Source organism: Solwaraspora sp. WMMB335 (assembly GCF_049179075.1).
Lineage (GTDB): Bacteria > Actinomycetota > Actinomycetes > Mycobacteriales > Micromonosporaceae > Micromonospora_E.
This window is the reverse complement of record NZ_JBMHMF010000001.1, coordinates 1,141,497-1,166,536: the sequence shown is the minus strand read 5'-3', so window position 1 is coordinate 1,166,536 and position 25,040 is coordinate 1,141,497. Positions and strand designations below refer to the sequence as shown.

Annotated in this window: 19 protein-coding genes; 13 read left to right on the top strand and 6 right to left on the bottom strand. The window is 70.6% G+C overall.

Annotated features, from left to right (window positions below):
* Positions 1 to 69 precede the first annotated feature (69 nt).
* From mihF to ACN27F_RS04430, 6 genes are all read left to right on the top strand, one after another.
* Positions 70 to 387: an integration host factor, actinobacterial type gene (gene mihF / locus ACN27F_RS04455; RefSeq protein WP_088970961.1), complete on the top strand. Its 318-nt coding sequence runs from the start codon at positions 70 to 72 to the stop codon at positions 385 to 387.
* A gap of 32 nt (positions 388 to 419) precedes the next feature.
* Entirely contained in the window at positions 420 to 1,022 is a 603-nt protein-coding gene (gene gmk / locus ACN27F_RS04450) for a guanylate kinase (RefSeq protein WP_421431333.1), read from the top strand.
* A 169-nt stretch (positions 1,023 to 1,191) separates the two neighbouring features.
* The gene (rpoZ, locus tag ACN27F_RS04445) at positions 1,192 to 1,455 is read left to right on the top strand and encodes a DNA-directed RNA polymerase subunit omega (protein WP_091462737.1); all 264 of its coding nucleotides are present in this window, start codon (positions 1,192 to 1,194) and stop codon (positions 1,453 to 1,455) included.
* Positions 1,456 to 1,514: 59 nt separating this feature from the next.
* A complete protein-coding gene (gene coaBC, locus ACN27F_RS04440) occupies positions 1,515 to 2,708 on the top strand; it encodes a bifunctional phosphopantothenoylcysteine decarboxylase/phosphopantothenate--cysteine ligase CoaBC (protein ID WP_421431332.1) in 1,194 nt (397 codons plus the stop codon).
* Positions 2,709 to 2,827: 119 nt separating this feature from the next.
* Positions 2,828 to 4,024, top strand: a complete 1,197-nt coding sequence (gene metK / locus ACN27F_RS04435) for a methionine adenosyltransferase (protein ID WP_421431331.1) — start codon at positions 2,828 to 2,830, stop codon at positions 4,022 to 4,024.
* 112 nt (positions 4,025 to 4,136) lie between these two features.
* Positions 4,137 to 6,116 carry a primosomal protein N' gene (locus tag ACN27F_RS04430; RefSeq protein ID WP_421439957.1) on the top strand — a complete coding sequence of 660 codons (1,980 nt, stop codon included), beginning with the start codon at positions 4,137 to 4,139 and terminating at the stop codon, positions 6,114 to 6,116.
* Positions 6,117 to 6,213: 97 nt separating this feature from the next.
* On the opposite strand, the gene ACN27F_RS04425 is transcribed toward ACN27F_RS04430, so the two are convergent.
* Together ACN27F_RS04425 and ACN27F_RS04420 are read right to left on the bottom strand one after the other, a co-directional pair.
* Positions 6,214 to 7,728, bottom strand: coding sequence for a family 43 glycosylhydrolase (locus tag ACN27F_RS04425; protein WP_421431330.1), 1,515 nt, complete (start codon positions 7,726 to 7,728; stop codon positions 6,214 to 6,216).
* Between the two features lie 29 nt (positions 7,729 to 7,757).
* Complete coding sequence (locus ACN27F_RS04420; protein ID WP_421431329.1) at positions 7,758 to 10,280, bottom strand: alpha-L-arabinofuranosidase C-terminal domain-containing protein; 2,523 nt, start codon at positions 10,278 to 10,280, stop codon at positions 7,758 to 7,760.
* A 377-nt stretch (positions 10,281 to 10,657) separates the two neighbouring features.
* Here ACN27F_RS04420 and def point away from each other — a divergent pair, with 377 nt between their 5' ends.
* The 3 genes from def to ACN27F_RS04405 are packed head-to-tail and all read left to right on the top strand — an operon-like array spanning position 10,658 to position 13,756.
* The gene (gene def, locus ACN27F_RS04415) at positions 10,658 to 11,245 is read left to right on the top strand and encodes a peptide deformylase (protein WP_421431328.1); all 588 of its coding nucleotides are present in this window, start codon (positions 10,658 to 10,660) and stop codon (positions 11,243 to 11,245) included.
* Positions 11,246 to 11,249: 4 nt separating this feature from the next.
* Positions 11,250 to 12,176 (top strand): methionyl-tRNA formyltransferase, encoded by a 927-nt coding sequence (fmt, locus tag ACN27F_RS04410; RefSeq protein WP_421431327.1) that lies wholly within the window; start codon positions 11,250 to 11,252, stop codon positions 12,174 to 12,176.
* Between the two features lie 5 nt (positions 12,177 to 12,181).
* Complete coding sequence (locus ACN27F_RS04405; RefSeq protein ID WP_421439955.1) at positions 12,182 to 13,756, top strand: transcription antitermination factor NusB; 1,575 nt, start codon at positions 12,182 to 12,184, stop codon at positions 13,754 to 13,756.
* Between the two features lie 15 nt (positions 13,757 to 13,771).
* Here ACN27F_RS04405 and ACN27F_RS04400 read toward each other — a convergent pair whose 3' ends face one another.
* Positions 13,772 to 14,677: a septum formation family protein gene (locus ACN27F_RS04400; RefSeq protein WP_421431326.1), complete on the bottom strand. Its 906-nt coding sequence runs from the start codon at positions 14,675 to 14,677 to the stop codon at positions 13,772 to 13,774.
* 154 nt (positions 14,678 to 14,831) lie between these two features.
* On the bottom strand, positions 14,832 to 15,773 hold the full coding sequence (locus ACN27F_RS04395; RefSeq protein ID WP_421431325.1) for a hypothetical protein: 942 nt from the start codon (positions 15,771 to 15,773) through the stop codon (positions 14,832 to 14,834).
* Positions 15,774 to 16,162: 389 nt separating this feature from the next.
* On the opposite strand from ACN27F_RS04395, the gene ACN27F_RS04390 reads away from it, so the two are divergent.
* The 4 genes from ACN27F_RS04390 (at position 16,163) to ACN27F_RS04375 (ending at position 22,184) form a co-directional block, all read left to right on the top strand.
* Positions 16,163 to 18,301, top strand: a complete 2,139-nt coding sequence (locus tag ACN27F_RS04390; protein ID WP_421431324.1) for an alpha-galactosidase — start codon at positions 16,163 to 16,165, stop codon at positions 18,299 to 18,301.
* Between the two features lie 208 nt (positions 18,302 to 18,509).
* Positions 18,510 to 18,875, top strand: coding sequence for a cellulose binding domain-containing protein (locus ACN27F_RS04385; protein ID WP_421431323.1), 366 nt, complete (start codon positions 18,510 to 18,512; stop codon positions 18,873 to 18,875).
* Between the two features lie 137 nt (positions 18,876 to 19,012).
* Positions 19,013 to 20,005, top strand: a complete 993-nt coding sequence (gene dapF, locus ACN27F_RS04380; RefSeq protein ID WP_421431322.1) for a diaminopimelate epimerase — start codon at positions 19,013 to 19,015, stop codon at positions 20,003 to 20,005.
* Positions 20,006 to 20,315: 310 nt separating this feature from the next.
* A complete protein-coding gene (locus tag ACN27F_RS04375) occupies positions 20,316 to 22,184 on the top strand; it encodes a S8 family peptidase (protein ID WP_421431321.1) in 1,869 nt (622 codons plus the stop codon).
* 106 nt (positions 22,185 to 22,290) lie between these two features.
* Here ACN27F_RS04375 and ACN27F_RS04370 read toward each other — a convergent pair whose 3' ends face one another.
* Both ACN27F_RS04370 and ACN27F_RS04365 read right to left on the bottom strand, forming a co-directional pair.
* Positions 22,291 to 22,779, bottom strand: coding sequence for a DUF5980 family protein (locus ACN27F_RS04370; RefSeq protein WP_421431320.1), 489 nt, complete (start codon positions 22,777 to 22,779; stop codon positions 22,291 to 22,293).
* 231 nt (positions 22,780 to 23,010) lie between these two features.
* Positions 23,011 to 24,798: a cellulose binding domain-containing protein gene (locus ACN27F_RS04365; RefSeq protein WP_421431319.1), complete on the bottom strand. Its 1,788-nt coding sequence runs from the start codon at positions 24,796 to 24,798 to the stop codon at positions 23,011 to 23,013.
* Positions 24,799 to 25,040 lie beyond the last annotated feature (242 nt).

Below are 25,040 nucleotides of genomic sequence, written 5' to 3'. Positions count from 1 at the left end.
CTCGGCTACACCACGTTTCAGATGCGGCGGTGCGATCCGCCCGTCGCGATAGGGACCTGAGGAGAACTGGTGCCGCTCCCGTCACTGACCCCCGAACAGCGCGCAGCCGCGCTGGAGAAGGCCGCGGAGATCCGTAAGGCCCGTGCTGAGTTGAAGGAGCAGCTCAAGCAGGGCAAGACCACCCTCGCCGCCGTGCTCGACCGGGCGGAGTCCGACGACGTTGTCGGCAAGCTGAAGGTTTCCGCCGTGCTGCAGGCCATGCCCGGTATCGGGAAGATCCGGGCCACCCAGATCATGGAGAAGCTCAAGATCGCTGACAGCCGTCGCCTGCGGGGTCTCGGCGAGCAGCAGCGGAAGGCCCTGCTCGGGGAGTTCGCCGCGAACTAATTCGCGGCAAGGTGTAGAAACAAGCAGTGACCATGCATGACGACGCGCGCCCGGCAGCTCGGCTCACCGTCCTGTCCGGCCCCTCCGGGGTCGGCAAGGACAGCGTGATCGAGCTGATCCGGGCGCGCTCGCCCTGGATCTGGCTGTCCGTGTCGGTGACCACCCGCCCCATGCGCGACTACGAGGTCGACGGCGTCCACTACTTCTTCGTCGACCGGCCCCAGTTCGAGCGGATGGCCGCCACCGGCCAGCTGCTGGAGTGGGCCGAGTTCGCGGGCAACCTGTACGGCACCCCGAGGGCAGCCGTCGAGCAGCGGTTGCGACGCGGTGAGCCGGTGCTGCTGAAGATCGATCTGCAGGGTGCCCGGCAGGTGCGGGCCGCGATGCCCGAAGCGCAGCTGGTGTTCCTCGCCCCGCCGAGCGTCGAGGAACTCAAACGGCGGTTGATCGGTCGCGGCACCGACGACGAGGAGACGATCCAGCGGCGCCTGGCGCACGCCGACGAGGAGTTGGCGGCAGAGGGCGAATTCGACGTCACCGTGGTCAACGACCATGTCGAGCGCGCCGCTGCCGAGCTGGTAGGATTGCTCGGTTCATCATTATTGACACCTGCACATCCGCAGCGCACCGCCTGAGCGGGAGCGCGTCGCCCGAGCGGCAGCGCACGGTGTGAGCGGGGGCTGCGTCACCGACGGTGTGCATCACCGACGGTGTGCGTTCACTCCGGTCGCGTGCCGTGCACACAGCCGGGCGGATGCCTTCCTCGCCGAGGCGGACCGACTCGACGACACAGAGGTTGCATCCGTGGGATCCATCGCAAATCCGGAAGGCATCACCAACCCACCCATCGACGAGCTGTTGGAGAAGACCTCGTCGAAGTACGCTCTGGTGATCTTCGCCGCCAAGCGCGCCCGTCAGGTCAACGCCTACTACAGCCAGCTCGGTGAGGGCCTGCTGGAGTACGTCGGACCGCTGGTGGAGACCACTCCACAGGAGAAGCCTCTCTCCATCGCGATGCGGGAGATCAACGCAGGGCTGCTCACCGCCGAGCCCACCGACCAGCCCTGAGCGGTACCCCGGTCGGAGTTCCGCCGGCGGCAGGGCCGGCGCCGGGTGGGTCGCCTCGGGTGGTCCTCGGTGTAGGCGGCGGTATCGCCGCCTACAAGGTCTGCGAGCTGCTGCGGCTGCTGACCGAGTCCGGCCACCGGGTGCGGGTGGTGCCGACCGCCGCGGCGTTACGCTTCGTCGGTGCGCCCACCTGGGCGGCGCTGTCCGGGCAACCGGTGGCCGAGGACGTGTGGTCCGACGTCGACCAGGTCCCGCACGTACGCCTCGGACAGCAGGCCGATCTCGTCCTGGTCGCCCCGGCCACCGCGGACCTGCTCGCCCGGGCCGCCCACGGGCTCGCCGACAACCTGCTGACCAGCACCTTGCTCACCGCCCGATGCCCGGTGCTGCTCGCCCCGGCGATGCACACCGAGATGTGGGAGCATCCGGCCACGGCGCACAACGTGGCACTGCTGCGCGAGCGGGGCGTACTGGTGATCGAGCCGGCGGTCGGCCGGTTGACCGGTGCCGACTCGGGAAAGGGCCGGCTGCCGGAGCCGGCCGAGATCTTCGCGGTCGCCCGTCGGGTACTGGCCCGGCGCCGCAACCCACCGGCCGATCTCGCCGGGCTGCGGGTGGTGGTGACCGCCGGCGGTACCCGTGAGCCGCTCGACCCGGTGCGCTTCCTCGGTAACCGGTCGTCCGGCAAACAGGGGTACGCGTTCGCCCGCACCGCCGTGGCCCGGGGTGCACGGGTGACGCTGGTCGCCGCCAACGTGTCGCTGCCCGATCCGGCCGGGGCGGACCTGGTGCGGGTGGGTACGACCGAGGAACTGCGTGCCGCCACCGTCGATGCGGCGGCCGGCGCCGATGTGGTGATCATGGCGGCCGCCCCGGCCGACTTCCGACCTGCCGTCTACGCACCGACCAAGATAAAGAAAGCCGAGTCGGGTGCGGCTCCGGTAGTCGAGCTGGTCACGAATCCGGACATCGCCGCCGAGCTCGGCGCGACCAAGCCCGCCGGACAGATTCTGGTCGCGTTCGCCGCGGAGACCGGTGACCTGGTCGCCAACGCCCGGACGAAGCTGGCCCGCAAGCGGGCGGACCTGATCGTGGCCAACCAGGTAGGAGCCGAGCGGGTGTTCGGCGCGGACGCCAACTCGGCGACCGTGCTCGGCGCGGACGGCACGGTCGTCGTGCTCGACGAGCGCGACAAGGAGCAGTTGGCCGACGACGTGTGGGATCTGGTGTCCACCCGGCTCGGGCGGGGCTGATACCCGACGCGCCGGGCTGAAGCCCGGTGACTTTTCCTGGGATGCTCGCCTGGGCGCCATACCCCCGAGTTGATGACTAGACTTCCGTGAACCGATTAACTTCAGAATCAAGGAGTACCGTGGCACGCCGTCTTTTTACCTCCGAGTCGGTCACGGAGGGTCACCCAGACAAGATCGCTGATCAGATCAGCGACGGGATCCTCGATGCGCTGCTGGCGCAGGACCCGCGGTCGCGGGTCGCGGTCGAGACGTTGATCACGACTGGTCAGGTGCACGTGGCTGGTGAGGTGACGACGCAGGCGTACGCCGATATTCCGGCGATCGTACGGGAGACGATCCTGAGGATCGGGTACGACTCGTCGAAGAAGGGGTTCGACGGGGCGTCGTGCGGGGTGAGCGTGTCGATCGGGGCGCAGTCGCCGGACATCGCGCAGGGTGTGGACACCGCGATCGAGTTGCGTTCGGGCGGTGTCGACGGTGACGCGTTGGATTCGCAGGGTGCCGGCGACCAGGGGATGATGTTCGGCTTCGCCTGCTCCGAGACGCCGGAGCTGATGCCGCTGCCGATCGCGCTGGCGCATCGGCTGGCCCGGCGGTTGTCGGCGGTGCGCAAGGACGGGACCGTGCCGTACCTGCGACCGGACGGCAAGACGCAGGTCACCATCGAGTACGACGGGTTGCGGCCGATCCGGCTGGACACGGTCGTGGTGTCCAGTCAGCACGCGGCGGACATCTCGTTGGAGTCGTTGCTGACGCCGGACGTGCGCGAGCACGTCATCGCGCCGGAGCTGGAAGGGCTGGAGCTGGCGACGGAGGGTTACCGGCTGCTGGTCAACCCCACGGGCCGTTTCGAAATCGGTGGGCCGATGGGCGACGCGGGTCTGACCGGTCGCAAGATCATCGTTGACACCTACGGTGGATACGCCCGGCACGGCGGCGGCGCCTTCTCAGGCAAGGACCCGTCGAAGGTGGACCGTTCGGCGGCCTACGCGATGCGGTGGGTGGCGAAGAACGTGGTGGCGGCGGGGCTGGCGGAGCGCTGCGAGGCGCAGGTCGCGTACGCGATCGGCAAGGCGCACCCGGTGAGCCTGTTCGTGGAGACGTTCGGCACCGAGAACGTGCCGGTGGAGCGGATCGAGCGGGCGATCGGCGAGGTGTTCGACCTGCGGCCGGCGGCGATCATCCGGGACCTGAACCTGTTGCGGCCGATCTACCAGCAGACCGCGGCGTACGGGCATTTCGGTCGGGAGATTCCCGAGTTGATGTGGGAGAGCACTGAGCGGGCTGCGGATCTGAAGTCCGCTGCGGGCGCCTGACACCTCGGCGCGACCCGAGCGCCGTGTCGTCAGGGTGTCCACCGCGCCCGCCGGTGGGCAGGATGGCGCGGTGAGCCCGCGAGCCACCAGCGGCCGGCGGCCGGCTGAGCGGCTGCCGGTCGCTCGCGTCTGTGTCGACGTGCCGCTGCCGCACCTGGACCGGGCGTTCGACTACCTGGTGCCGGCCGAACTCGACGAGGGCGTGCGGGCGGGCACCCGGGTGCGGGTGCGCTTCGCCGGTCAGCTCGTCGACGGCTGGGTACTGGACCGGGGCGCTGTGTCCGAGCACAGCGGCAAGCTGACCTTTCTCGACAAGCTCGTCTCGCCGGAGCCGGTGCTGACCGCCGAGGTGTCCCGGCTGGCCCGGGCGGTCGCCGACCGCTACGCCGGACACCTCGCCGACGTACTGCGGTTGGCGGTGCCCCCGCGCCACGCCCGGGTGGAGCGGGAACCTCCACCCCCTTCCCCCGACGATCTTGGACATATCGACGGACAAAACGGTACAGATAACCGCGATAACTCCAAGATCGTCGGGGGAGCGGGTGGGCGCGGGTGGGAGGCGTACCCGGCCGGAGCGCCGTTTCTGCGGGCGCTCACCGCCGGCCGGCCGGCGCGGGCCGTGTGGGGTGCGCTACCCGGTGAGGACTGGGCCGCCCGCTACGCCGAAGCGATCGCCGCCACCTGCGCCGGTGGCCGGGGCGCGGTGGCCGTCCTGCCGGACGGACGCGACGTCGACCGGCTCGACGCCGCCCTGCGGGACCTGTTCGGCACCGGCCGGCACACCGTACTCACCGCGGCGCTCGGCCCGGCCCGCCGCTACCGGGCGTTCCTGGCCGCCAGCCGGGGCGTCATCAAGGTGGTCATCGGCACCCGGGCGGCGATGTTCGCGCCGGTCGCCGACCTCGGCCTGGTGGCCATCTGGGACGACGGCGACGACGTGCACGCCGAGCCCCGGGCACCGTACCCGCACGCCCGTGACGTCCTGCTGACCCGGGCACAGCTCGGCGACACCGCCGCACTGCTCGGCGGGCACGCCCGTTCCGGTGAGGCCCAGCAACTCGTCGAGACCGGCTGGGCCCGGGAGATCGTCGCCGCCCGGGCCACCATCCGCCAGCGGGCGGCGCTGGTCACCCCGACCGGTGACGACCCGCAACTCGCCCGTGACGCGGCCGCCGCCACCGCCCGGCTGCCCAGCCTGGCGTTCACCACCGCCCGTGCCGCCCTGCAGGCCGGCACGCCGGTGCTGGTCCAGGTACCGCGCCGGGGCTACCTGCCGGCGGTGTCCTGCGCCGACTGCCGTACGCCGGCCCGTTGCCCGCACTGTGCCGGGCCGCTCGCGTTGCCCTCGGCCACCGGCACCCCCGCATGCCGCTGGTGTGGGCGCCCCGCCGCCGGCTACGCCTGTCCGAACTGCCGGCAACGGCGGCTGCGGGCCGCGGTGACCGGTGCCCGGCGCACCGCCGAGGAACTCGGCCGGGCCTTCCCCGACGTCGCGGTGCGTACGTCCGGCCGCGACGAGGTGCTGACGAGGGTTCCGGCGGAGTCGGCCGTGGTGGTGGCCACTCCCGGCGCCGAACCGGTGGCCGCCGAGGGCTACGGCGCGGTGCTGCTGCTGGACACCTGGGCCCTGCTGACCCGGGCGGACCTGCGGGCCGCCGAGGAGGCGCTGCGCCGCTGGCTGGCCGCGGCGGCGCTGGCCCGCCCCGCCGCCGCCGGCGGTCGCGTCGTCGTGGTCGCCGACGGCGGGCTCGCTCCGGTGCAGGCCCTGCTGCGCTGGGATCCGGCCTGGTTCGCCGCACGGGAGCTGGCCGACCGGCGCGAGCTCGGGTTTCCGCCGGCGGCCCGGATGGCCAGCCTGACCGGTGCGGCCGACGCCGTCGCCGACCTGCTCACCGTGCTGCTGCTGCCCGACGGTGCCGAACTGCTCGGCCCGGTGCCGGCCGGGCAGGGGCAGGAGCGGATGCTCATCCGGGTCCGCCGCGCGCGGGCCGCCGAGCTCGCCCAACGCCTACGCGCGGCGGCCGGCACCCGCAGCGTACGCAAGACCGGTCAGCCGGTGCGGATCCAGATCGACCCGCTCGACCTGCTGTAGGGAGCCCGACGGTAGGGGGTGCCCGACGCTATGGAGCCCGACGGCAGAGCCCGACGCTAGGGAGCCCGACGCTAGGGAGCCCCGGCCCCGTGCCAGTTCAGCTGAGCCGGAACGCGGACTGCGCACCGGCGGCGGGACCGATGGTCAGCTGCCCGTTGTCGTGGCGTACGAAGGCCGCGGAGACCCCGGCGAGGCGCAGCGAGATGCGCCCGTTCACCCGGGCTATCCGGTGGAAGCTCGCCTGGGCGGCGAACTCCGTACCGTCGGCGCCCTCGACGGCCGGGTCCAGGCGTACCGTGCCGTCGACCGCCCGCAGGTAGTGTCCGGGCCGGTCGACCGACTGGACCGACACCGTGTCCGCTCCGGCCAGCCCGGCCCCGATGCGGAACTGGGTGTCGGCCAGCCGCCGGGAGTCGGTGTCCACGACCACGGTCGCGTCGATGTGGCGAACGAAGGCGTCGCGGGTCGCGTCGGCGGGGGACAGCCGCACGATCGGGCCGCCCTCGCCGACCGGGACGCCGAACAGCGGACTGCCGTCGGTATCCCAGTAGAGCCGCTGCACCCGGGCGTGCCGGTTCGGGTCGTACAACGGGTCGCCGGTGATGTCCCGGTAGTCACGGGCGTGGTAGACCAGCACGGTGGTCCTGCCGTCCTCGGCGACGGTGAACGAGTTGTGCCCCGGGCCGTACCGGCTGGTCTGCTCGTTGGTGACGAAGACCGGCTCGGGGGTCTTCGTCCACGACCGGTGGTCGAGCAGATCGGCGTCGGCGTCGGCGGTGAGCAGGCCCATGCAGTAGCGCGAGTCGGTGGCACTGGCCGAGAAGGTCATGAACACCTGCCCGTTGCGGACGATCACCGCCGCTCCTTCGTTGACCGCGAACCCCTGCACCTCCCATTGCCGGGTCGGGGTGGCGATGCGGACCGGCTTGGTCCGCAGCGTCCAGGGGTTGGCCAGCTCGGCGATGTAGAGGCTGGAGTTGACCGCGATCTCCGGCTCGCCCTGGGCCCAGACCAGGTACCGCCTGCCGTGATGGCTGAACGTGGTGGCGTCCAGCGCGAAGCTGTCCCACTCGGTGACCAGCTGGCCACGCAACTGCCAGCCCGCCGGGTCGCGGGGATCGTCCAGCGGGGACTCCAGCACGTACATCCGAATCCGGAACACGTCGTCGGAGTCGCCGGCGGCGAAGTAGACGTACCACGCGCCGTCGATGCGGTGCAGCTCCGGAGCCCAGATGTGACCGCCCATCCGGCCGCTGGCCGGGCGCCGCCAGATGACGGTCTCCGCCGCCGTGGCCAGGCCGGCGATGGTGGGCGCACCGCGGACCACGATCCGGTCGTACTCGGGCACCGAGCCGGTGAAGTAGTACATCCCGGCCACCGGGTAGGTGACGAACGGGTCGGCGCGCTGGGCGACGAGCGGGTCGATCGTCGGTACGCCGTACACCTGCGCGTCGGTGGGTGCGCCGGCCGGGCCGGGGGTGTTGCCGGCGGTCGGTGCGGCGGCGGCGACGTCCGGGCGCCCGGCGCCGGAGGCCAGCCCGCCGGCCAGGCCGGCGGCGGCGAAGCCCAGGCCGCCGCGCAGCAGGGCACGCCGGTTCACGTCGTACGTCATGGGGCCACCTCATTCGTCATTGGGTCACCTCACTGGGTGCGGATGCGGATGAAGGTCACGGAGTACGGCTCGAAGGTGTGTGTGAAACGGGACGCCACGCCGGTGAGCTGGGTGGTGACCGGCTGGATCGGCTCGGCCGAGCGGGTGTTCTGCTGGCCGGGGTCGCCGCTGATCACGGTCATCCGGGCCTGCGACCGCACCGGCAGGTCGCCCAGGTCGATCTGGGTGACCGCCGCCTTCTCCTGCGCGTTGACCACCTTGACCAGCAGGTCTCCGGTGGCCTCGTCGCGGGTGACGACCTGGGCGAACGGGTGGGTGGCCCGGTCGTCGACGAACTCGCCCCACACCTGTCCGTCGAGGATCAGGGTGACGTGGTTGCCCCGGACCTGGACGGTGACGTCGTACGTGGTGCCGGTGGCGACCTGGTTCGGTTTGGCGATCAGCGTCTCCTTGGCCCCGTTGGTGGCCTTCTCCACCGCGCCCTGGGTGTTGTTCCAGCCGCCGAGGTTCCACCAGTAGAAGGTGCCGGCGTCCTTGACGCCGAAGCCGATGAGGAAGCCCTCCGCCCCGGCGTTCTTCGTGGCGGTCAAGGACAGGTCGTAGTCGGTGGCGGTGATCTCGGCGGCAGCGACCATGGTGTCCAGCGCGGCGGTGTCGCTCTGGGTGTACGCGCCGTCGACCACCGCCCAGTTGCCCCGGTTGGCGACCGGCGTCCAATTCTGCGCCCCGGCGGAGAAGTCGTCGCTGAACAGCACCGTGCCGTCCGGGGTGGTGACCTTCACGTCGTCGTAGGTCGCCGAGGTGGCCCAGGTGGACAGGCCGATTCGGCCGGTGATCGGCTGGGCGCCGATGGTCGGCCCGGTCGCCTCGCTCGGCACCGTCCGGTCGCCGACGTTGGTCATGAACAGCTTCTGCACCTGGTAACTGGTGGTGCCCCAGGACTCGTCGTTGTCGAACCAGATCAGGTCCGGCCGCCACTGCACGTTGTCGATGTTGGCCAGCAGCGGGGCGTACGAGGCCATCTCGACGATGTCGGCGTTGCGCTCCAGCCCGGTCATGTAGGCCGCCTCGGCCAGCGAGTTGAACAGCTTGCTGTCCCGGGAGGCGTACTCGCCGAGGAACACCTTCGGCCCGGTGCGGTCGTAGCTGTCGTAGCGGTCGTTGTGCTGCAGGAACCAGGCCGGGCTGTTGTAGTAGTGCTCGTCGACCATGTCCACCCCGGCGGCGCGGTTGAGCTGCCAGAGCCGATCGAAGGTGGCACCCTGGTCGTCCGGGCCGGAGTTGCTGATCACGGTGATCTCCGGGTGCTCCGCCTCGATCGCCGACCGGAACCGCTGGAAGTTGGCGAAGAACTCGTCGGGCAGGTTCTCCTCGTTGCCGACGCCGAGGTGGGTGAGGCCGAACGGTTCCGGATGGCCCATCTCGGCGCGCAGCCCGCCCCAGGTGGAGGTGGCCGGGCCGGTGGCGAACTCGATCAGGTCCAAGGTGTCGGAGATGTGCCGGGCCAGCAACTCCTCGTCGACGGTGGCCTGGTTCTGACCGCAGCCGGTGACCAGGGCCGGCACCACCGGCAGCGGCATCGCGCCGATGTCCTCGGCGAACTGGAAGTACTCGAAGTAGCCCAGCCCGTACGACTGGTTGTAGCCCCAGAAGTTGGCGTTCGTGGCCCGGGTCTCCACCGGGCCGACGGTGTCCTTCCACTGGAAGGATCGGGCGCGTTCCCAGTCCGACCCGGCGTCGTAGCCGTACATGCTGCCGGTGTTGACCAGACACCCGCCGGGGAAGCGGACGAAGCCCGGCCGCAGCGCCTCGATCTTCTGGGCCAGGTCCTTGCGCAGGCCGTTGGCGCGGCCCCGGAAGGTTTCCCGAGGGAACAACGACACCATGTCCAGCCGTACGGTGCCGGTGCCGCCGGCGAGCACCGCCAGCCGACCGGCATCGGAGGTCCGGTGGGCGGTGAAGGTGGCGGTGTACCTGGTCCAGGTGTCGCCTCGGACGCTGAACCGTTGCGGTTCGGCGAGCCGGCGCCCGTCGACGTCGACCAGCCTGACCGTCAGCTGGTTGCCGGGTGCGTCGGTGCGGGCCCAGACCGAGAAGTCGTAGCGGTCGCCGGCCTCGACCGCGATCCCGCTGTTGTAGCCGGAGTTGGTCACCCCGTAGCGTCCGCCGGTGCTGTTGTCCAGGTCGAGTCGCAGGTAGGTGCGGTTGCGGTCGTTGAGGCGCTCGGCGTCGTCGACGGGGGTCGCGACACCGGCTCCGCCGGCCTCGCTGTCCGGGGTCCAGGCGGTCAGCCCGGTAAAGGACTGGTTGTCCACCGGCAGGAACTCGAAGGACCGGTTGCGGACCAGTTCAGCGTAGAGGCCGCCGTCGGCGGCGTAGTTGATGTCCTCGAAGAAGACCCCGTACATGGTGTCACTGATCGGCACGCCGGCAGCGGCCGGATCGACGGTGATCGTGTATTCCGGATCCGGCTGTGGCGGGTCGGCCAGGCCCGGTGCGGCGGCGGCGAGGGTGCTGGCGACCAGCGCGCCAACCAGCAGCGTGCCGGCCACCAAACCTGGCCGTGGTGGTCCGCCCGGGCCTGGTCGGGGCGATCGTCGGAACATGAGGTGCCCCCTGCGGGTCGCAACAACTGTAAGTTTCGTCTATGTGAGCGCTAACAGACTCGGAGTATTACGGCCGGATCACCGTCGCGTCAATAGGTCAGGATCAGTGCGGTCAGCGCCTGGGACGCCCGGTTCCATCCTTCGTCGGGTTCGTCGGCCAGCTCTTGTCCACGTTCACTCGCCCGATCGGCTCATCTGGGCGGCAAGCCGGCCGTCGGGGACCGGCGTGGCACCGGGCGCCGGTTGCCCACACGAGCGTCACCGGCGTCGGCGGACGTCCGTAGACTGGAGGCACCGTCGTCCACGACAAGGAGCCTGACCGCGTGACCGTCCAGCCCATCCGACTCTTCGGCGACCCGGTGCTGCGCACCCCGGCCGAGGCTGTCGTCGATTTCGACGCCGAGCTGCGCGGGCTCGTCGCCGACCTCACCGACACGATGGTCGAGCAGAACGGCGCCGGCCTCGCCGCCCCTCAGCTGGGGGTCGGGCTGCGGGTGTTCGCCTTCCACGTCGACGACGTCCTGGGCCATCTGATCAACCCGGTGCTCGACTTCCCCGACGCCGAGGAACAGGACGGCCCGGAGGGCTGCCTGTCCATCCCGGGGCTCTACTTCGACACCAAGCGCCGGAACAACGTCGTGGCGAAGGGCTTCAACGAGTACGGCGACCCGATGCAGATCGTGGGCACCGGTCTGATGGCACGCTGTGTCCAGCACGAGACCGACCATCTCGACGGGGTGCTCTTTCTCGACCGGCTCGACCCCGCCACCCGCAAGGAGGCGATGAAGGCCATCCGGGAGGCGGACTGGTACGACGACGCCGCGCCGCCGACGGTCAAGGTCAGCCCGCACCGCTCGCCGGCCGGTGGGTTGGGGCGCGGGTCGAGAAGTCCGTTCGGGCTGGGGGGCTGATCGCGTGCGACTGGTCTTCGCCGGTACCCCGGCCGTCGCCGTACCCGCGCTGGCGGCGATCGCCGCCTCCAGCCACGACCTGATCGCCGTGGTGACCAGGCCGGACGCCCCCGCCGGCCGGGGTCGGCGGCTGGTGCGCTCGCCGGTGGGCGCCTGGGCCGACGAACGTGGCGTCGAGGTGCTCACCCCGCGACGGCCACGGGAGCCGGAGTTCCTCGATCGGCTGACCGCGTTGGCACCCGACTGCGCACCGGTGGTCGCCTACGGCGCACTGGTTCCGCCGGTTGCTCTCGCCGTCCCCACCCACGGGTGGCTGAACCTGCACTTCTCGTTGCTGCCGGCGTGGCGGGGCGCCGCGCCGGTGCAGCACGCGGTGCTGCACGGCGACGAGGTCACCGGGGCCAGCGTGTTCCAACTGGAAGAAGGGCTGGACACCGGTCCCGTGTACGGCACCGTCACCGACGAGATCGCGCCCACCGACACGGCCGGCGATCTGCTGGAGCGGCTGGCGCACAGCGGTGCACAGTTACTGGTGGCGGTCCTGGACGCGATCGCCGCTGGCACCGCACGGGCGGTGCCGCAGCCCGGCGACGGGGTCTCGCTCGCGCCCAAGCTGACCGTCGAGGACGCGCAGCTGCGGTGGGGCGATCCGGCGTTCGCGGTGGACCGGCGGGTGCGGGCGTGCACACCGGCACCGGGGGCGTGGACCACGTGGCGCGACGAGCGGGTCAAGCTCGGTCCGGTGCGGCCGGTGCCCGACGGACCCGACCTGAAACCAGGGGAGTTGCTGGTGGAACGCAACCGGCTGCTGGCCGGCACGGCGTCGGTGCCGGTCGCGCTCGGCGAGGTCCGTGCGGCCGGAAAGAAGGCGATGCCCGCCGCCGACTGGGCCCGCGGTGCCCGCGTCACCACCGGTGAGTTCCTCCGATGAGCACGATGGAGGGCTCGGCGAGCGCGAGGAGTGAGCGAGCGTCAGCGAGTGAGCCCCGCAGTCGTGAGCGGACGGAGGGCTCGGCGAGCGCGAGGAGTGAGCGAGCGTCAGCGAGTGAGCCCCGCAGTCGTGAGCGGACGGAGGGCTCGGCGAGCGCGAGGAGTGAGCGAGCGTCAGAGCGGGGCGGCCGGGGAGAACGGGCGCGGCATGGTCGGCGGCGGATCGATCCGGCGCGCGACGCCGCGTACGAGGCGGTCGCGGCGGTGCAGCGCGACGCCGCGTACGCCAACCTGGTGCTGCCGACGATCCTGCGTGAGCGCGAGCTGTCCGGCCGGGACGCCGCGTTCGCCACTGAACTGGTGTACGGCACGCTGCGGCTGCTCGGCACCCTCGACCTGATCATCGAGCGGGCGTCCGGACGCGAGGTGGCCCGGATCGACCCGCCGGCCCGCGACGCGCTACGGCTGGGTGCGTACCAACTGCTGCACACCCGGGTCCCGCCGCACGCCGCTGTGTCGGTGACGGTGGATCTGGTGCACAACGTGGCGCCCGGTGCGGTCGGGTTCGCCAACGCCGTACTGCGTGAGGTGTCCAGCCGGCATCTGGATGCCTGGATCGAGGAGCTGGCCCCGGACCCCGCCGCCGATCCGATCGGCAATCTGGCGGTGACGTACCACCATCCCGTGTGGATCGTTCGGGCGTTCGCCGAGGCACTCGGCAATGACCTGGACGAGACCGTCCGCCTGCTGATCGAGGACAACGACCGGCCGTCGGTGCATCTGTGCGCCCGGCCGGGCCGGGCCGACGCGGTCGAGTTGGCCGACGAGGTCGGCGGGGCGCCAGGGGCGTTCTCCCCGTACGCGGTCTACCTGTCCGGCGGCGCGCCGGGCGAGTTGCCGGCGATCCGGCAGCGGCGGGCCCACGTGCAGGACGAGGGCTCCCAGCTGGTGACCGTGGCGCTGGCCGCCGCCCCGGTCTCGGAAGGCTCCGACGCCCGCTGGTTGGACCTGTGTGCCGGGCCGGGGGGCAAGGCCGCGCTGCTCGGTGCCCTCGCCGCCGGCCGGGGGGCCGGTGTCACCGCGATCGAGGTCGCCGAGCACCGGGCGCGCCTGGTGGAGCAGTCGGTACGCGGCCTGCCGGTGACGGTGCACGCGATGGACGGCCGCCGGGTCGGGGCTGGCCAGGAGTTGCCGGCGGCGTCGTTCGACCGGGTGCTGGTCGACGCGCCGTGCACCGGGCTCGGTTCGCTGCGCCGCCGTCCCGAGTCCCGCTGGCGCCGGCAGCCGGCGGATCTGCCGCCGCTGACCCGGCTGCAGCGCGAGTTGCTCGTGGCCGGCCTGCGGGCGACCCGGCCCGGCGGTGTGCTGGCGTACGTCACGTGTTCGCCGCACCGGGTGGAGACGCACGTGTCGGTGACCGAGGCGGCGCGCCGGTGCGGCGTACCGGTGGATTTCGTCGACGCCCGCCCGCTGTTGCCGGCCGGAATGCCGGGCCTCGGGGACGGCCCGTCGGTGCAGCTGTGGCCACACCGGCACGGTACCGACGCGATGTTCCTGGCGGTGCTGCGCCGCACCGGGTGAGCCCGCGGGAAGCACTCACTCGTAGCGGATGGGCAGGAACTCGGTGCCGCCGCCCCGGGCCGACCCGGTCAGTGCCGGATCGTCACGCCAGAGCAGGCACCGGACCACCTGGTTGCCGTCGTCCCACTCGTCCTTGAACGGATAGTCGTAGATGGTGCCGAAGCGGTACCGCAGGTCGTCGTCGATGGGCAGGCCGGCGTAGCTGGCGACCACCCGGCGGCACCGCTCGTGCACCTGGTCGGCGTTGCCGGCGAATTCGTCGTAGGCGAGGTCCTGCTCGGCGTAGACCCCGGCGAACTCACTTTGATGCGGCTGTGAGCAGGCGACCGGTACGAGGTCGCCGACTTCTCCGCCAGCGACGGACTCGGGGGTGAAGCAGCCCCACCGCAGTGGCGCGTCCCCGGCCAGGGCGTTGGCCAGACTGGAGGTGCGCGGGACGAAACTGCGGTCCTCCATGCTGGTCATCTCGCCCACGTCGCACCGATACCAGCGGGCACCGCCCTGCCAGGCCGGTGACGACGGTACGACGACCCGTAGCCGGATTCGTCCGGTCTGCCAGGGGGCACCGAGGAACTCCTCGGCCCGCTGGTCGCAGACCTCGCGGGCGGCGTGCCGGGCCGCGGAGCCGGCCGCCGGAGCGTCGTCGTCGACGGCGTGCGCGCCGGTGAAGATACCGACGAAGATGGTCTCCACGTCGTGCGGCTGGCCACAGTCGACCGGCGTGTAGTCGTCGCGGTGGCCGATGTCGCTGGTGGAGGACGGGTGGCACACGCCGACCTGCGGCAGGAAGGGTGTCGGTGTCTCGAACGCCGCCCAGCTGTCGGTGAGAGCGCCGTCGCCGTCTCTCGGTGGGGGCAGGCACCCCGTGGTCGCTGCCAGGATCATGGCCGCCAGCACCGGCCCGTACCACCACCGTCGCATGCCGTACGCCTCCCCCGCCGCCGGGTGATCGTAGGCACCTAATTGTACTTCACGTAGTCAAACGAATCTCTTGCGTGACTACGGTGCCGCCCCGCGACGGTACGGCCCGCAGGTCGACGTGGACCCACGGGCCGTACCGGATGGTCGGGCCGGGTCAGCTGGGCAGCGCGAAGGTGATCGTCTGCGGCCCGTTCGTACGGATCGGCTCGGCGATCGCGGTGGCGAAGTCGGTGCCACCATGCCAGCGCAGCTCGCCGGTGCACAGGCAGGAGATCTTCACCGGCTGCCGGGGCAGGACGACGAGTTGGGCACTGGTGGCTGCCGCCGCCAACTCGGCGACGGCGACCGGATCCTTCGTGGCCTGGTTGTGCAGGACCAGATAGCCGGGGCCCTGCGGCGGGTCGGGGATCTCCACGGTGACCTCGGTGCCGCTTTCGAGCTGGTAGTCGTACGGCAGCGCGTTGGGATCCGCGGAGACGAGCTCGGCGCGCAGCCGGTTGCCGACATGACCGCTCCACTGGTACGGGTACCCGTCGGCGCTGAACAGCAACGGCCAGTCGTACGGGCCCAGCCAGTCGATGACGAACGTGCCGTCCTCGCCGACCAGGGAGTAGCGCGGGTCGCGGGAGCCGTCCGGGACCGGCGCGACGATCCCGACCGTCCCGTGCACGGCGGGCGCGTCGTCGGCGTCGCTGACCGCACCGGTGATCACCGATCGGTGGTCGAGTCTGATCGTCGGTCCCGGCAGGATCTCGTCCGCGGTGAACGTGAACCAGCGCGCCTCTTTCTGCGTCCCGGTGCCACCGGTCTGGCTCACCCATTGCGCCCCGTATTGGCTGCCGGAGTCGGGCAGCACGAACAGGTTGTAGGAGCCGGGCCCGGGAACCGCAACGTCGACCCGACCCCGGGAATCGCTGCGGGTCGGGCACAGGCCGGAGAAACTGAGAGTGAATACCGGCACCGCGAAGACGCAGATGTCGGCCACCGGTTCACCGGTGGCCGCGTCGACGACACTGGTGCGAACGCCTGGACCGGTGAATTCCGCCGCGTAGGCCTGAGGCGCGACGGTGGCACCCGTGACCAGTGCCGAGGCCACGACGGATCCGAGTATCAATCGCTTTTTACGGGTGCCCGCTGAACGCGGTTCGGCGGCCCGGTGCGCGCCGCCTTTCCGCCGGGCGGAAAACTGAATAAGCCTCAACGGAGATTGCCCCTTTCGTGTTTCATCCAACGGGGTACGTGCTAGCTGCGTTTGTAGCACGTGAAGAGCGTCGATGCTGGTTGCAGGTGCGGTTGGGGCGACTGTTTCTTGTTTATTAACCTGATGAATTGTCGCACCCGCCGCCGCTCGTGAAAGAGAAGAATAAACGCATTCGGCTGGACTGGGGCAGGTCAGCCGGCTGCCGCGTCGCGCGTCTTGCCGATGACCGCCGCGGCCTCGGCGCTGTCCGGCAGCACGCCGGCGACCGGCTACGCTTCGTCGATGTGATCGCGTACCTCCGGGCGGCGGGCACCAGCCTGGTGTTGGACGCCCGCGGCCCGCACCCACCGGTCGTCCTGCACTGGGGTGCCGACCTGGGTGACCTCGCCGAGCCCGAGTTGGCCACGCTCGCCGACGCCGCGGTGCCCCCGGTGCCGCCCAGCGCGGTCGACCATCCACTGCGGCTCAGCCTGCTGCCGACCGCCGGGCAGGGCTGGACCGGCCGACCCGGCATCGCCGGGTACTGGGTGGCGGGCGAGGCCGGATCGGCCAGCGCGGGAGCCGTCGCCAGGTGCGTCGACGGGTTACGGCTGCAGGCGGTACGCCGTGCCGGTGGGCAGCGGCTGACCGTCGAGTCGGTGGCCGTCGACGGCGGGCTGCGGGTGAGCACCGAGATCGAGCTGACCGAACATGGCGTCCTGCGGATGCGTCACCGGGTGTGCAACACCGCCGCCGAATCGTTGCACCTTGCCTCGCTGGACGTGCTGCTGCCGGTGCCCGATCGCGCCGACGAGCTGCTCGACTTCACCGGCCAGTGGGCGCAGGAACGCCGCCCGCAGCGGGCGAACATGCGCCAGGGCGCGTGGAGCCGGGAGAGCCGCCACGGCCGCCCCGGTCATGACGACCCGTACCTGATGATCGCCGGTACGCCCGGGTTCGGCTTCCGTGGCGGCGAGGTGTGGGCGGCGCACCTGGCCTGGAGCGGCGACAAGCGGCTCTGGGTCGAACGGCAGCCGAGTGGGCAGAGCCTGCTCGGCGCGGGCGAGCTGCTCGCCGCCGGCGAGATGCGGCTGGCACCGCAGGACGCCTACACCACCCCGTGGGTCGTCGCCGCCTGGTCCGGCGCTGGTCTGGACGGGTTGTCGGCCCGCCTGCACTCGTGGATCCGGTCCCGGCGGCCGGCGCGCGGCCACCGCCCGGTGGTACTCAACACCTGGGAGGCGGTCTACTTCGACCAGGACCGTGACCGGCTCGACCGGCTCGTCGACGTCGCCGCCGAGGTCGGGGTGGAACGCTTCGTCCTCGACGACGGTTGGTTCACCGGGCGTACCGACGACCGGCGTGCGCTCGGTGACTGGTACGTCGACCCGCACCGCTGGCCGGACGGGCTGCACCCGCTGATCGACCGGGTGCGGGCCCGGGGCATGGACTTCGGGCTGTGGGTCGAACCGGAGATGGTCAGTCCGGATTCCGATCTCGCCCGCGCCCACCCCGACTGGGTGCTCGGCGCGCCGGACACACCCACCTGGCGGCATCAGCGGGTGCTCGACCTGACCCGGCCTGACGCGTACGAGCACGTCCTGGACCGGCTGAGCGCGTTGCTCGCCACGTACCCGATCGCGTTTCTGAAATGGGACCACAACCGGGACCTGCTGGCCGCCGGCGGCGCGCACCGGCAGACCCTGGCGGCCTACCGGCTGATCGCCGCCCTGCGGGCGTCCTTCCCGGGTCTGGAGATCGAAAGCTGCGCCTCCGGTGGCGGCCGGATCGATCTGGGTGTCCTCGACCTGGTCGACCGGTTCTGGACCTCCGACACCAACGACCCGGTGGACCGGCAGCGGATCACGCGCTGGACCAGCGTGCTGATGCCGCTGGAGTTCCTCGGCGGGCACCTCGGCGCGGGCACGGCCCACATCACCGGGCGGGCCACGGACCTGGGGTTCCGGCTCGCCACCGCGCTGTTCGGCCACGCCGGCATCGAGTGGGACCTCACCGCCGCGACCGCTTTGGAGCGTGGGTACGTGGCCCGGTGGATCGCCTGCTACAAGCGGCTGCGGCCACTGCTGCACACCGGCACCCTGGTGCGCGACGACAGCCCCGATCCGGGCCGCCAGGTGCACGGGGTGGTCGCCGCCGACCGGTCGACGGGTGTGTTCGCCCTGGTGGCGTTGGACGCACCACGAAGCGCGGTGCCGGTGCCGCTGCGGCTCGCCGGGCTCGACCCGGACCGCTGCTACACGGTCCGCCCACTGGACTTCGGGCCGCAGCCAACGGCGATACAGGTGACGCCGCCCGGCTGGCTGAGATCCGGCGACGTCACCCTGTCCGGCCGGGTGCTCGCCGAGGTCGGCCTACCGGCACCGCTGCTCGCGCCGGCACAGGCCGCCCTGTTCACCGTGGACGCCGTGAACGCGGCCGATTGACGACATCCGTTTCATCGGAGGACAGTTACATTGTTGCCGTCACATTGTCGTCAACCAACGAGATGTCTCGTCCGGGGTGTTCGATGGCGGGGTGCGCATGTATGCCGTTATCCAACTCCATTTGATGCATTTATCTACGTGGATTTATTTCGATGTCCGGAGTAGGCTTGATACAGTCCGTTCACGACTTCGGAATGGTGGTGGATCCATGCGGAAAATGTTGGGTGTACTCGTGGCTCTTGTCGTCGGGGCGGTGGCCGCGTTGGCTGTTTCCTCGCCGGCGCAGGCGACCGCGATCACCTTCACTCAAACCAGCGTATGGTCGACCGGCTACGTCGGCGAGGTGACCGTCACCAACAACTTCAGCATCCCGATCACCGGCTGGGAGGTGGGGTTCACCCTGCCTGCGGGTACGGCCGTTTCCTCCCTCTGGAACGCCCAGAGCGCCGCGACCACGCCGCACTACGTCGTGATCAACCCGACCTGGGCCGGCTCCCTCAACCCCGGTGCCTCGACCACGTTCGGATTCGTGGTGACCGGAACCGGCGTACCGACATTCCTCTGGCCGCTGTAGCGGTTTGCCCGGCGCTACACTCGATCCCCGGCGTCCGACGGTCGCGGACAACCCGCGAGACCACCTCGGCCGGACGCCGGGGGCTCGGTCGTGGGGCGGCCGGGTCCGGTCATCCGTCGTGGCGTTGGAGCAACCAGATGAATACACGCGTGTCGGTTCTGAAGGCGCACGGTTCGCAGAACGACATCCTGATCGTCCAGGGCCGCCCCGGCGACCATGCCGCCGAGGCCGACGTGCCGCGACTGGTCAGCCGGCTGTGCGACCGGTCCGGCCCGCTGGGCGCCGACGGCGTCTACTTCGTCGACCTCGCCCCGGCGGTGCCGCAGGCGGCGTTCTTCAACCCCGACGGATCGTTCGCCAAGCTGTGCGGCAACGGGATGCGCTGCCTGGCCCGGCTGGTCCTGGACACCCGCGACGAGCAGCAGGCGGTGGTGCGTGCCGGCGGCGCCGACTTCGTCGTACGTCGGGCCGAGTCGACCGCAGAAGGGGTCCGGCAGACCGCCGTCGAGATGCCGCGGATCGACTTCGCCCCGGCCGAGCCGGTGGTCACCGGCGCGCAGCCGCACATCGACACGCCGCTGCCGGCGCTGCACCCGACGCTGGGGCTGACCGCGCTGGCCGTGCCCAACGACCACCTGGTGGCGGTGGTGGAGAAATTCGACGAGGACGAACTGGTGGCGACCGGCCAGCGGATCAGCGCAGCCACCGACGTCGTGCCGCGTGGGGCGAACCTGTCGTTCATCCATCCGCTCGACGACGGTGAGATCTACGTGCAGACGTACGAGCGGGGGGCCGGGCTGACGCGATCGTGCGGCTCGGGCGTCGTCGCGTCCCGGGCGGTGTATTCCCGGCTCGGTCTGGCCGCGCCCGGCGAGCGGATCACCGTGCGTAATCCGGGCGGCGTCGCGGTGGCCTGGCTGGCCGGCGAACCGTCCGCCTGGCACGCCACCCTGCAGGGCAACGCGTCGTACGTCTACCGGGCCGAGGTCGATCTGACGGCGCTGGGCGCGGGTGAGCCGACGAGGATCGAGACGGACGCGTTCGTCGACGAGATCGAGGCGTTCGCGCGGGCCCGGGAGGACAACCTCGCCGTGCTCGATGCGGCCGGCGTGCACCCGTCGGTGGGCTGAACCCGCACACCGCGCGGCACGGGCGCGAGTTTGTCCGGGCGCGAATGAGACGTCCTGCCCGGTAGTTGCCCGGTAGCTGCCCGGAGTTTGCCACATTTATCGTTGACGTCGTCTTGTCTTCACCTTTCTGTCGCAACGAAAGGCATTGACGGATAAAGATGCCAAAATCGCCAGCGTACGGGAACGCAGGCGAAAATCACATATCTCAACATCGATCTGATTTGGGCCTAGCATCTGTGTCAGTCAGGTACACCGTCACCAGCCTGCCTGTCACAAGCGGGCCGGCTGGGCATCGGAAAGGAGACGGGAGTTGATCTTCTCCCGGCCATCCCGACGCCTCGGGCGTCTCGTACTCACCGCGACCGCGGTAGCCACCACGGTGGCCCTCGCCGCGCCGGCCAACGCCGAACCGGCCAAGGGCGACATCCTCTACGCGGGCGGCGAATCGGTCGTCGCCGACTCGTACATCGTGGTCTTCAAGGACGACCGGGTCGCCCGCACCAGGGTCGGTGCGACGGCCCGGGCCCTCGCTGCCCGGCACAGCGGCAGCGTCGCCCGCACCTACACCGACGCGCTGCGCGGCTTCGAGGCGCGGCTGACCGAAAGGGCGGCCAAGCGGCTCGCCGCCAACCCGGCGGTCAAGTACGTCCAGCAGAACCGCACCGTCTCGCTCGCCGGCACCCAGGCCCCCACCCCCTCCTGGGGCCTGGACCGCATCGACCAGAGCGCGCTGCCGCTCAACAACAGCTACACCTACCCGAACACCGGGTCCGGGGTGACCGCCTACATCATCGACACCGGCATCCGGTTCGCCCACAACGACTTCGGCGGCCGGGCGGTCACCGGCTTCGACGCCGTCGACGGCGGCAGCGCCGACGACGGCAACGGTCACGGCACGCACGTGGCCGGCACCGTCGGCGGCACCGCGTACGGTGTGGCCAAGGACGTCACCCTGGTCGGCGTACGGGTGCTGAACAACAGCGGCAGCGGCAGCTACGCGCAGGTGATCGCGGGCATCGACTGGGTCACCGCCGATCACGCTGCGGGCGAGCCGGCGGTCGCGAACATGAGCCTCGGCGGTGGCTTCGACCAGGCCACCAACGACGCGGTCACCGCCTCCATCGCAGACGGTGTCGTCTACTCGATCGCCGCCGGCAACTCCAGCGCCAACGCGTGCAGCTACTCGCCGGCCAGCACCCCGACGGCGATCACCGTCGGTGCGACCACCAACACCGATGCCCGGGCCAGCTACTCCAACTACGGCACCTGCCTGGACATCTTCGCCCCCGGCAGCAGCATCACCTCGGCCTGGCACACCAGCGACACCGCCACCAACACCATCAGCGGTACCTCGATGGCGGCCCCGCACGTCGCCGGCGCCGCCGCGCTCGCCGTGGCGGCGAACCCCGCCTACACCCCGGCGCAGATCCGTGACCTGCTGGTCGCCGACGCCACCAGCGGCGTCGTCACCAACCCGGGCAGCGGCTCACCCAACGAACTGCTCTACGTCGGCAACATCGTGCCGCCCACCCAGGACTTCGACCTGACCGTCAGCCCGGGCGCGGGCGCGGTCGACCCGGGTGACTCGGTGACCGTCGCCGTCAGCACCACCACCACGGTCGGCGTGCCGGGCACCGTCACGTTCGGCATCAGCGGGCTGCCGACCGGCGTGCGTGCCGCCTTCACCCCGGCCTCGGTCACCTCCGGCGGCTCGGCCAGGCTCACCCTGAGCACCGCCGGCACCGCGATCCCGGGGATCTACCCGTTGACCGTCACCGGCACCGGCCCGGAGACCTCGCACACCGCCACGTTCACCCTCACCATCAACGGTCCGCCCGGTTGCAGCCAGACCAACGCGACCGACTACGCGATCACCGACCACACCACCATCGAAAGCTCGGTCGTGATCAGCGGTTGCTCCGGTCTCGCCCGACCGAACAGCACCATCGAGGTGAGCATCTACCACACCTGGATCGGTGACCTGACCGTGTCGCTGATCGCGCCGGACGGCAGCGCGTACGTGCTGCACAGCCGGAGCGGCGGCAGCACCGACAACATCTTCCAGACCTACACCCGGGACCTGTCGAGTGAGGTCGCCAACGGTGTCTGGAAGCTGCGGGTGCAGGACTCGGCCAGCCTGGACACCGGCTACCTGGACAGCTGGACGCTGAACCTGTAACCCAGCCCGGGCCGCTGGCCGGCCCGGACCATCGCACCGTCGCCCGGGGTCCCGGTTTCTCGTCCGGAACCCCGGGCGCCAGTGCCAAACCGGTGCGGATCGGGCATCAGAGCCGGAAGCCCGTGCAGTCCGGGGTCACCACGATGTTGAACGGGAAGGTCTGCGTGTGTACGCCGTCGGAAAGCCAGATCTCGGCGGTGCCCTCGGTCCCCATCGGCAGCGCTGGAAGGAGCACGTTGACCGCGGAGCGCAGGTGGGTGGGGCTGTCGTTCGATCCCGGGTAGATCGGGTACGTCTCGTAGGACGAGCCAGCCGGCAGGTTCTGCGCGCCCGATTCGAGCTGGGGCCAGGTCCCGATGAGTCTGATGAGAACCAAGCTCCGTTGGCCCACGGTGGGGCGGGTGCAGATGGTCTGCCCGTCCTCGGACAGTCCCGCAGCCTGCCAGGTCGCCTGGCTCGTACGGCCCACGGGGGCAGAGACCGCCGATGCTGGTGCACTGTGGGCGGCGGCGGCCGGCGGACCGCCGAGCGTGACCGCTGCCAGCGTCGCTGCGAGGCCGAGCGCGAACACGACACCGCGATGCTTCAATCTCACGACTGATCTCTCCTCAGGTCTCCACGGACCGCCGGCATGACAACATCCCCCGAACGGATGGGACACAAGGTCAGGACGGCTGGACCGCAATGGGACCTTCAGTCCACGACGCCCGGCGATGTCCGTCAAGCGTCGACTGGGGTACTCCCCTGGCCGCCGCGAGAGCTCCGGCACGGTGCGATGGCGTTGGCCGGGCCCGGGCGGATTCCCGGACCCGGCCAGAACGCGTGTTCAGCTACAGGCGGCGCCGTTGAGGCTGAAGCCGCTCGGCGTGGCGCTGTTTCCACCATGGGTGGCCTGGAAGCCGATGTTGGTCGAGCCTCCTGGTGGTATGGAGGCGTTGTAACTGAGGTTCGTCGCGGTCACCTGACCGCTGGTGGGTGAGTACGTGGCGTTCCAACCCGAGGTGATGGTCTGCCCGGGAGCGAGGGTGAACCGCAGCGACCAGCCGTTGACGGCGGCCGTACCGGTGTTGGTGATGGTGATGTTGTCGACCAGCCCGGTGTTCCACGCGTTGACCGCGTTGGTCACCCGGCACGCTCCGGCGGGTGGCGCGGTGGTCGGCGGTGCCGTGGTCGGCGGTGCGGTGGTGGGCGGTGGGGTCGTCGGCGGTGCCGTCGTCGGCGGTGCGGTGGTGGGCGGTGCGGTGCCCTCGGTGAGGGTGATGGTGGAGATGCTCCGGGCAGGGACGTTGACGCTCACCTGTCCGCCGCTGACACTCGCCGGTTGGGACTGGGAGCTCTGGGTTCGTGAGGTGACGGTGTATTCGGCCGACGAGATGTTCTGCGGCACCTGAACGACGGCGTCGTTGACCGTACTGTTCGAGCGGTTGAGAATCACCAACGTGACCTTGCCCCGTCCCTGGTAGGCGGTCACCTCCAGAGAGGACGCCCGCGAACCCTTCGAGACGGCGACCCGCTTGTCACCGGGCCGGACGTACTTGGCGTACTGGGAGAACGCGTAGCCGCGGCGCAGGGGCGCTCCCTTCGTGGTCCCGTACTGCGCCTCACCGTCGCCGATGAAGGAGTAGAAGCGGCGGCCGTACCACCAGATGTACGCACTCCAGCCGGACTCCATCGACCTGTGTACGGTCCGCATGATGTCGTCCAAGGTCTCGTTCCAGACGGCCGTGTTGCTGGGATCTCCCCAGATGTTGGAACCGCTGCCGTCGGCCGCGTGCAGGTTCCACTCGGTCATCCACTGGTTCTTGCCGTACTGGGTCGCCAGTGGGTAGGGGGACAGGTTTCCGCTGTTTTCGGCGTCGTACAGGTGACCGCCGACATAACCGATGTTGTTGCGCGCGGTGGCGTCCTGCAGTGTGGGGTCGCTGTACGAGCGGGCGAATCTCAGCGATTCGCCAACCATGAGCTCGGTGTCGGTGACCCTGGCACCGTGGTCGCGGACGAAGTTGCGCATCTCGGTGCCGGTCCAGTCCATCGAGTCGTAGTCCGGGTGCCAGTCCGGCTCGTTCTGGATCGAGGTCACGTCGATCGTGACGCCCTGATTCTTCATGTACTGCACGAAGCTGTTCAGATGTTCGGCGTAGTCGTCGTAGTAGTCGGTCCGGAGCTTGCCGCCGTTGACCCGGCTGTTGTTGGTCTTGAAGTGCGCCGGAGCCGTCCACGGCGAAGCGAGGATCTTGACGTCGGATCCGTAGGACTTCGCCGTCTGCAGGCTGCTGACCGGCCAGCTCCACTCGCTCGACGTCGGTGACACGACGGTCCGGACGATGGACAGGCCGAGCTGTCCCTGGCCCATGCCGACGAGCGTCTGAGCTTCGCTGGTCGTCCATTGGGCGCCGCCGCTGCTGAAGATCGGTGTGGCGGCACCGAAGCCGTCGATCGTCTGGTACGACGAGGCGGTGTCGACGGTGATGTCGGGCGTTGCGGCCAGCAGCGGCGGGGCGGTCAGGACTCCCGCCACGGTGGCCATCGCCGTCGCCGCGGCGAGTACGGCGGCCGCGCCGGCTCTGCGACGGAGGTGGGACGGTGGGACTTTGCCACGGGGGGTGAGCCTCATCGGGCTTTCCTCTCTACCGCCACCGTGATGCGGGCGGCGGCAACCTCGCGCAACTGGGCGCCTCGGGGTCAGCTCGGGTGGCCGAGCGGGCAGCGGGGGACTGCCGCTCGCCATCGCTTCCGGCGTACAACATAGAAGTTTATCGTTTCATTGTGGGCTTCCGTGTGCAACCAGACTCGCGGGTGGATGTGCTCCGCAGGTATCCCGACAGGCCATGACTGCCTGTCGTCCGGGCCAGGGCA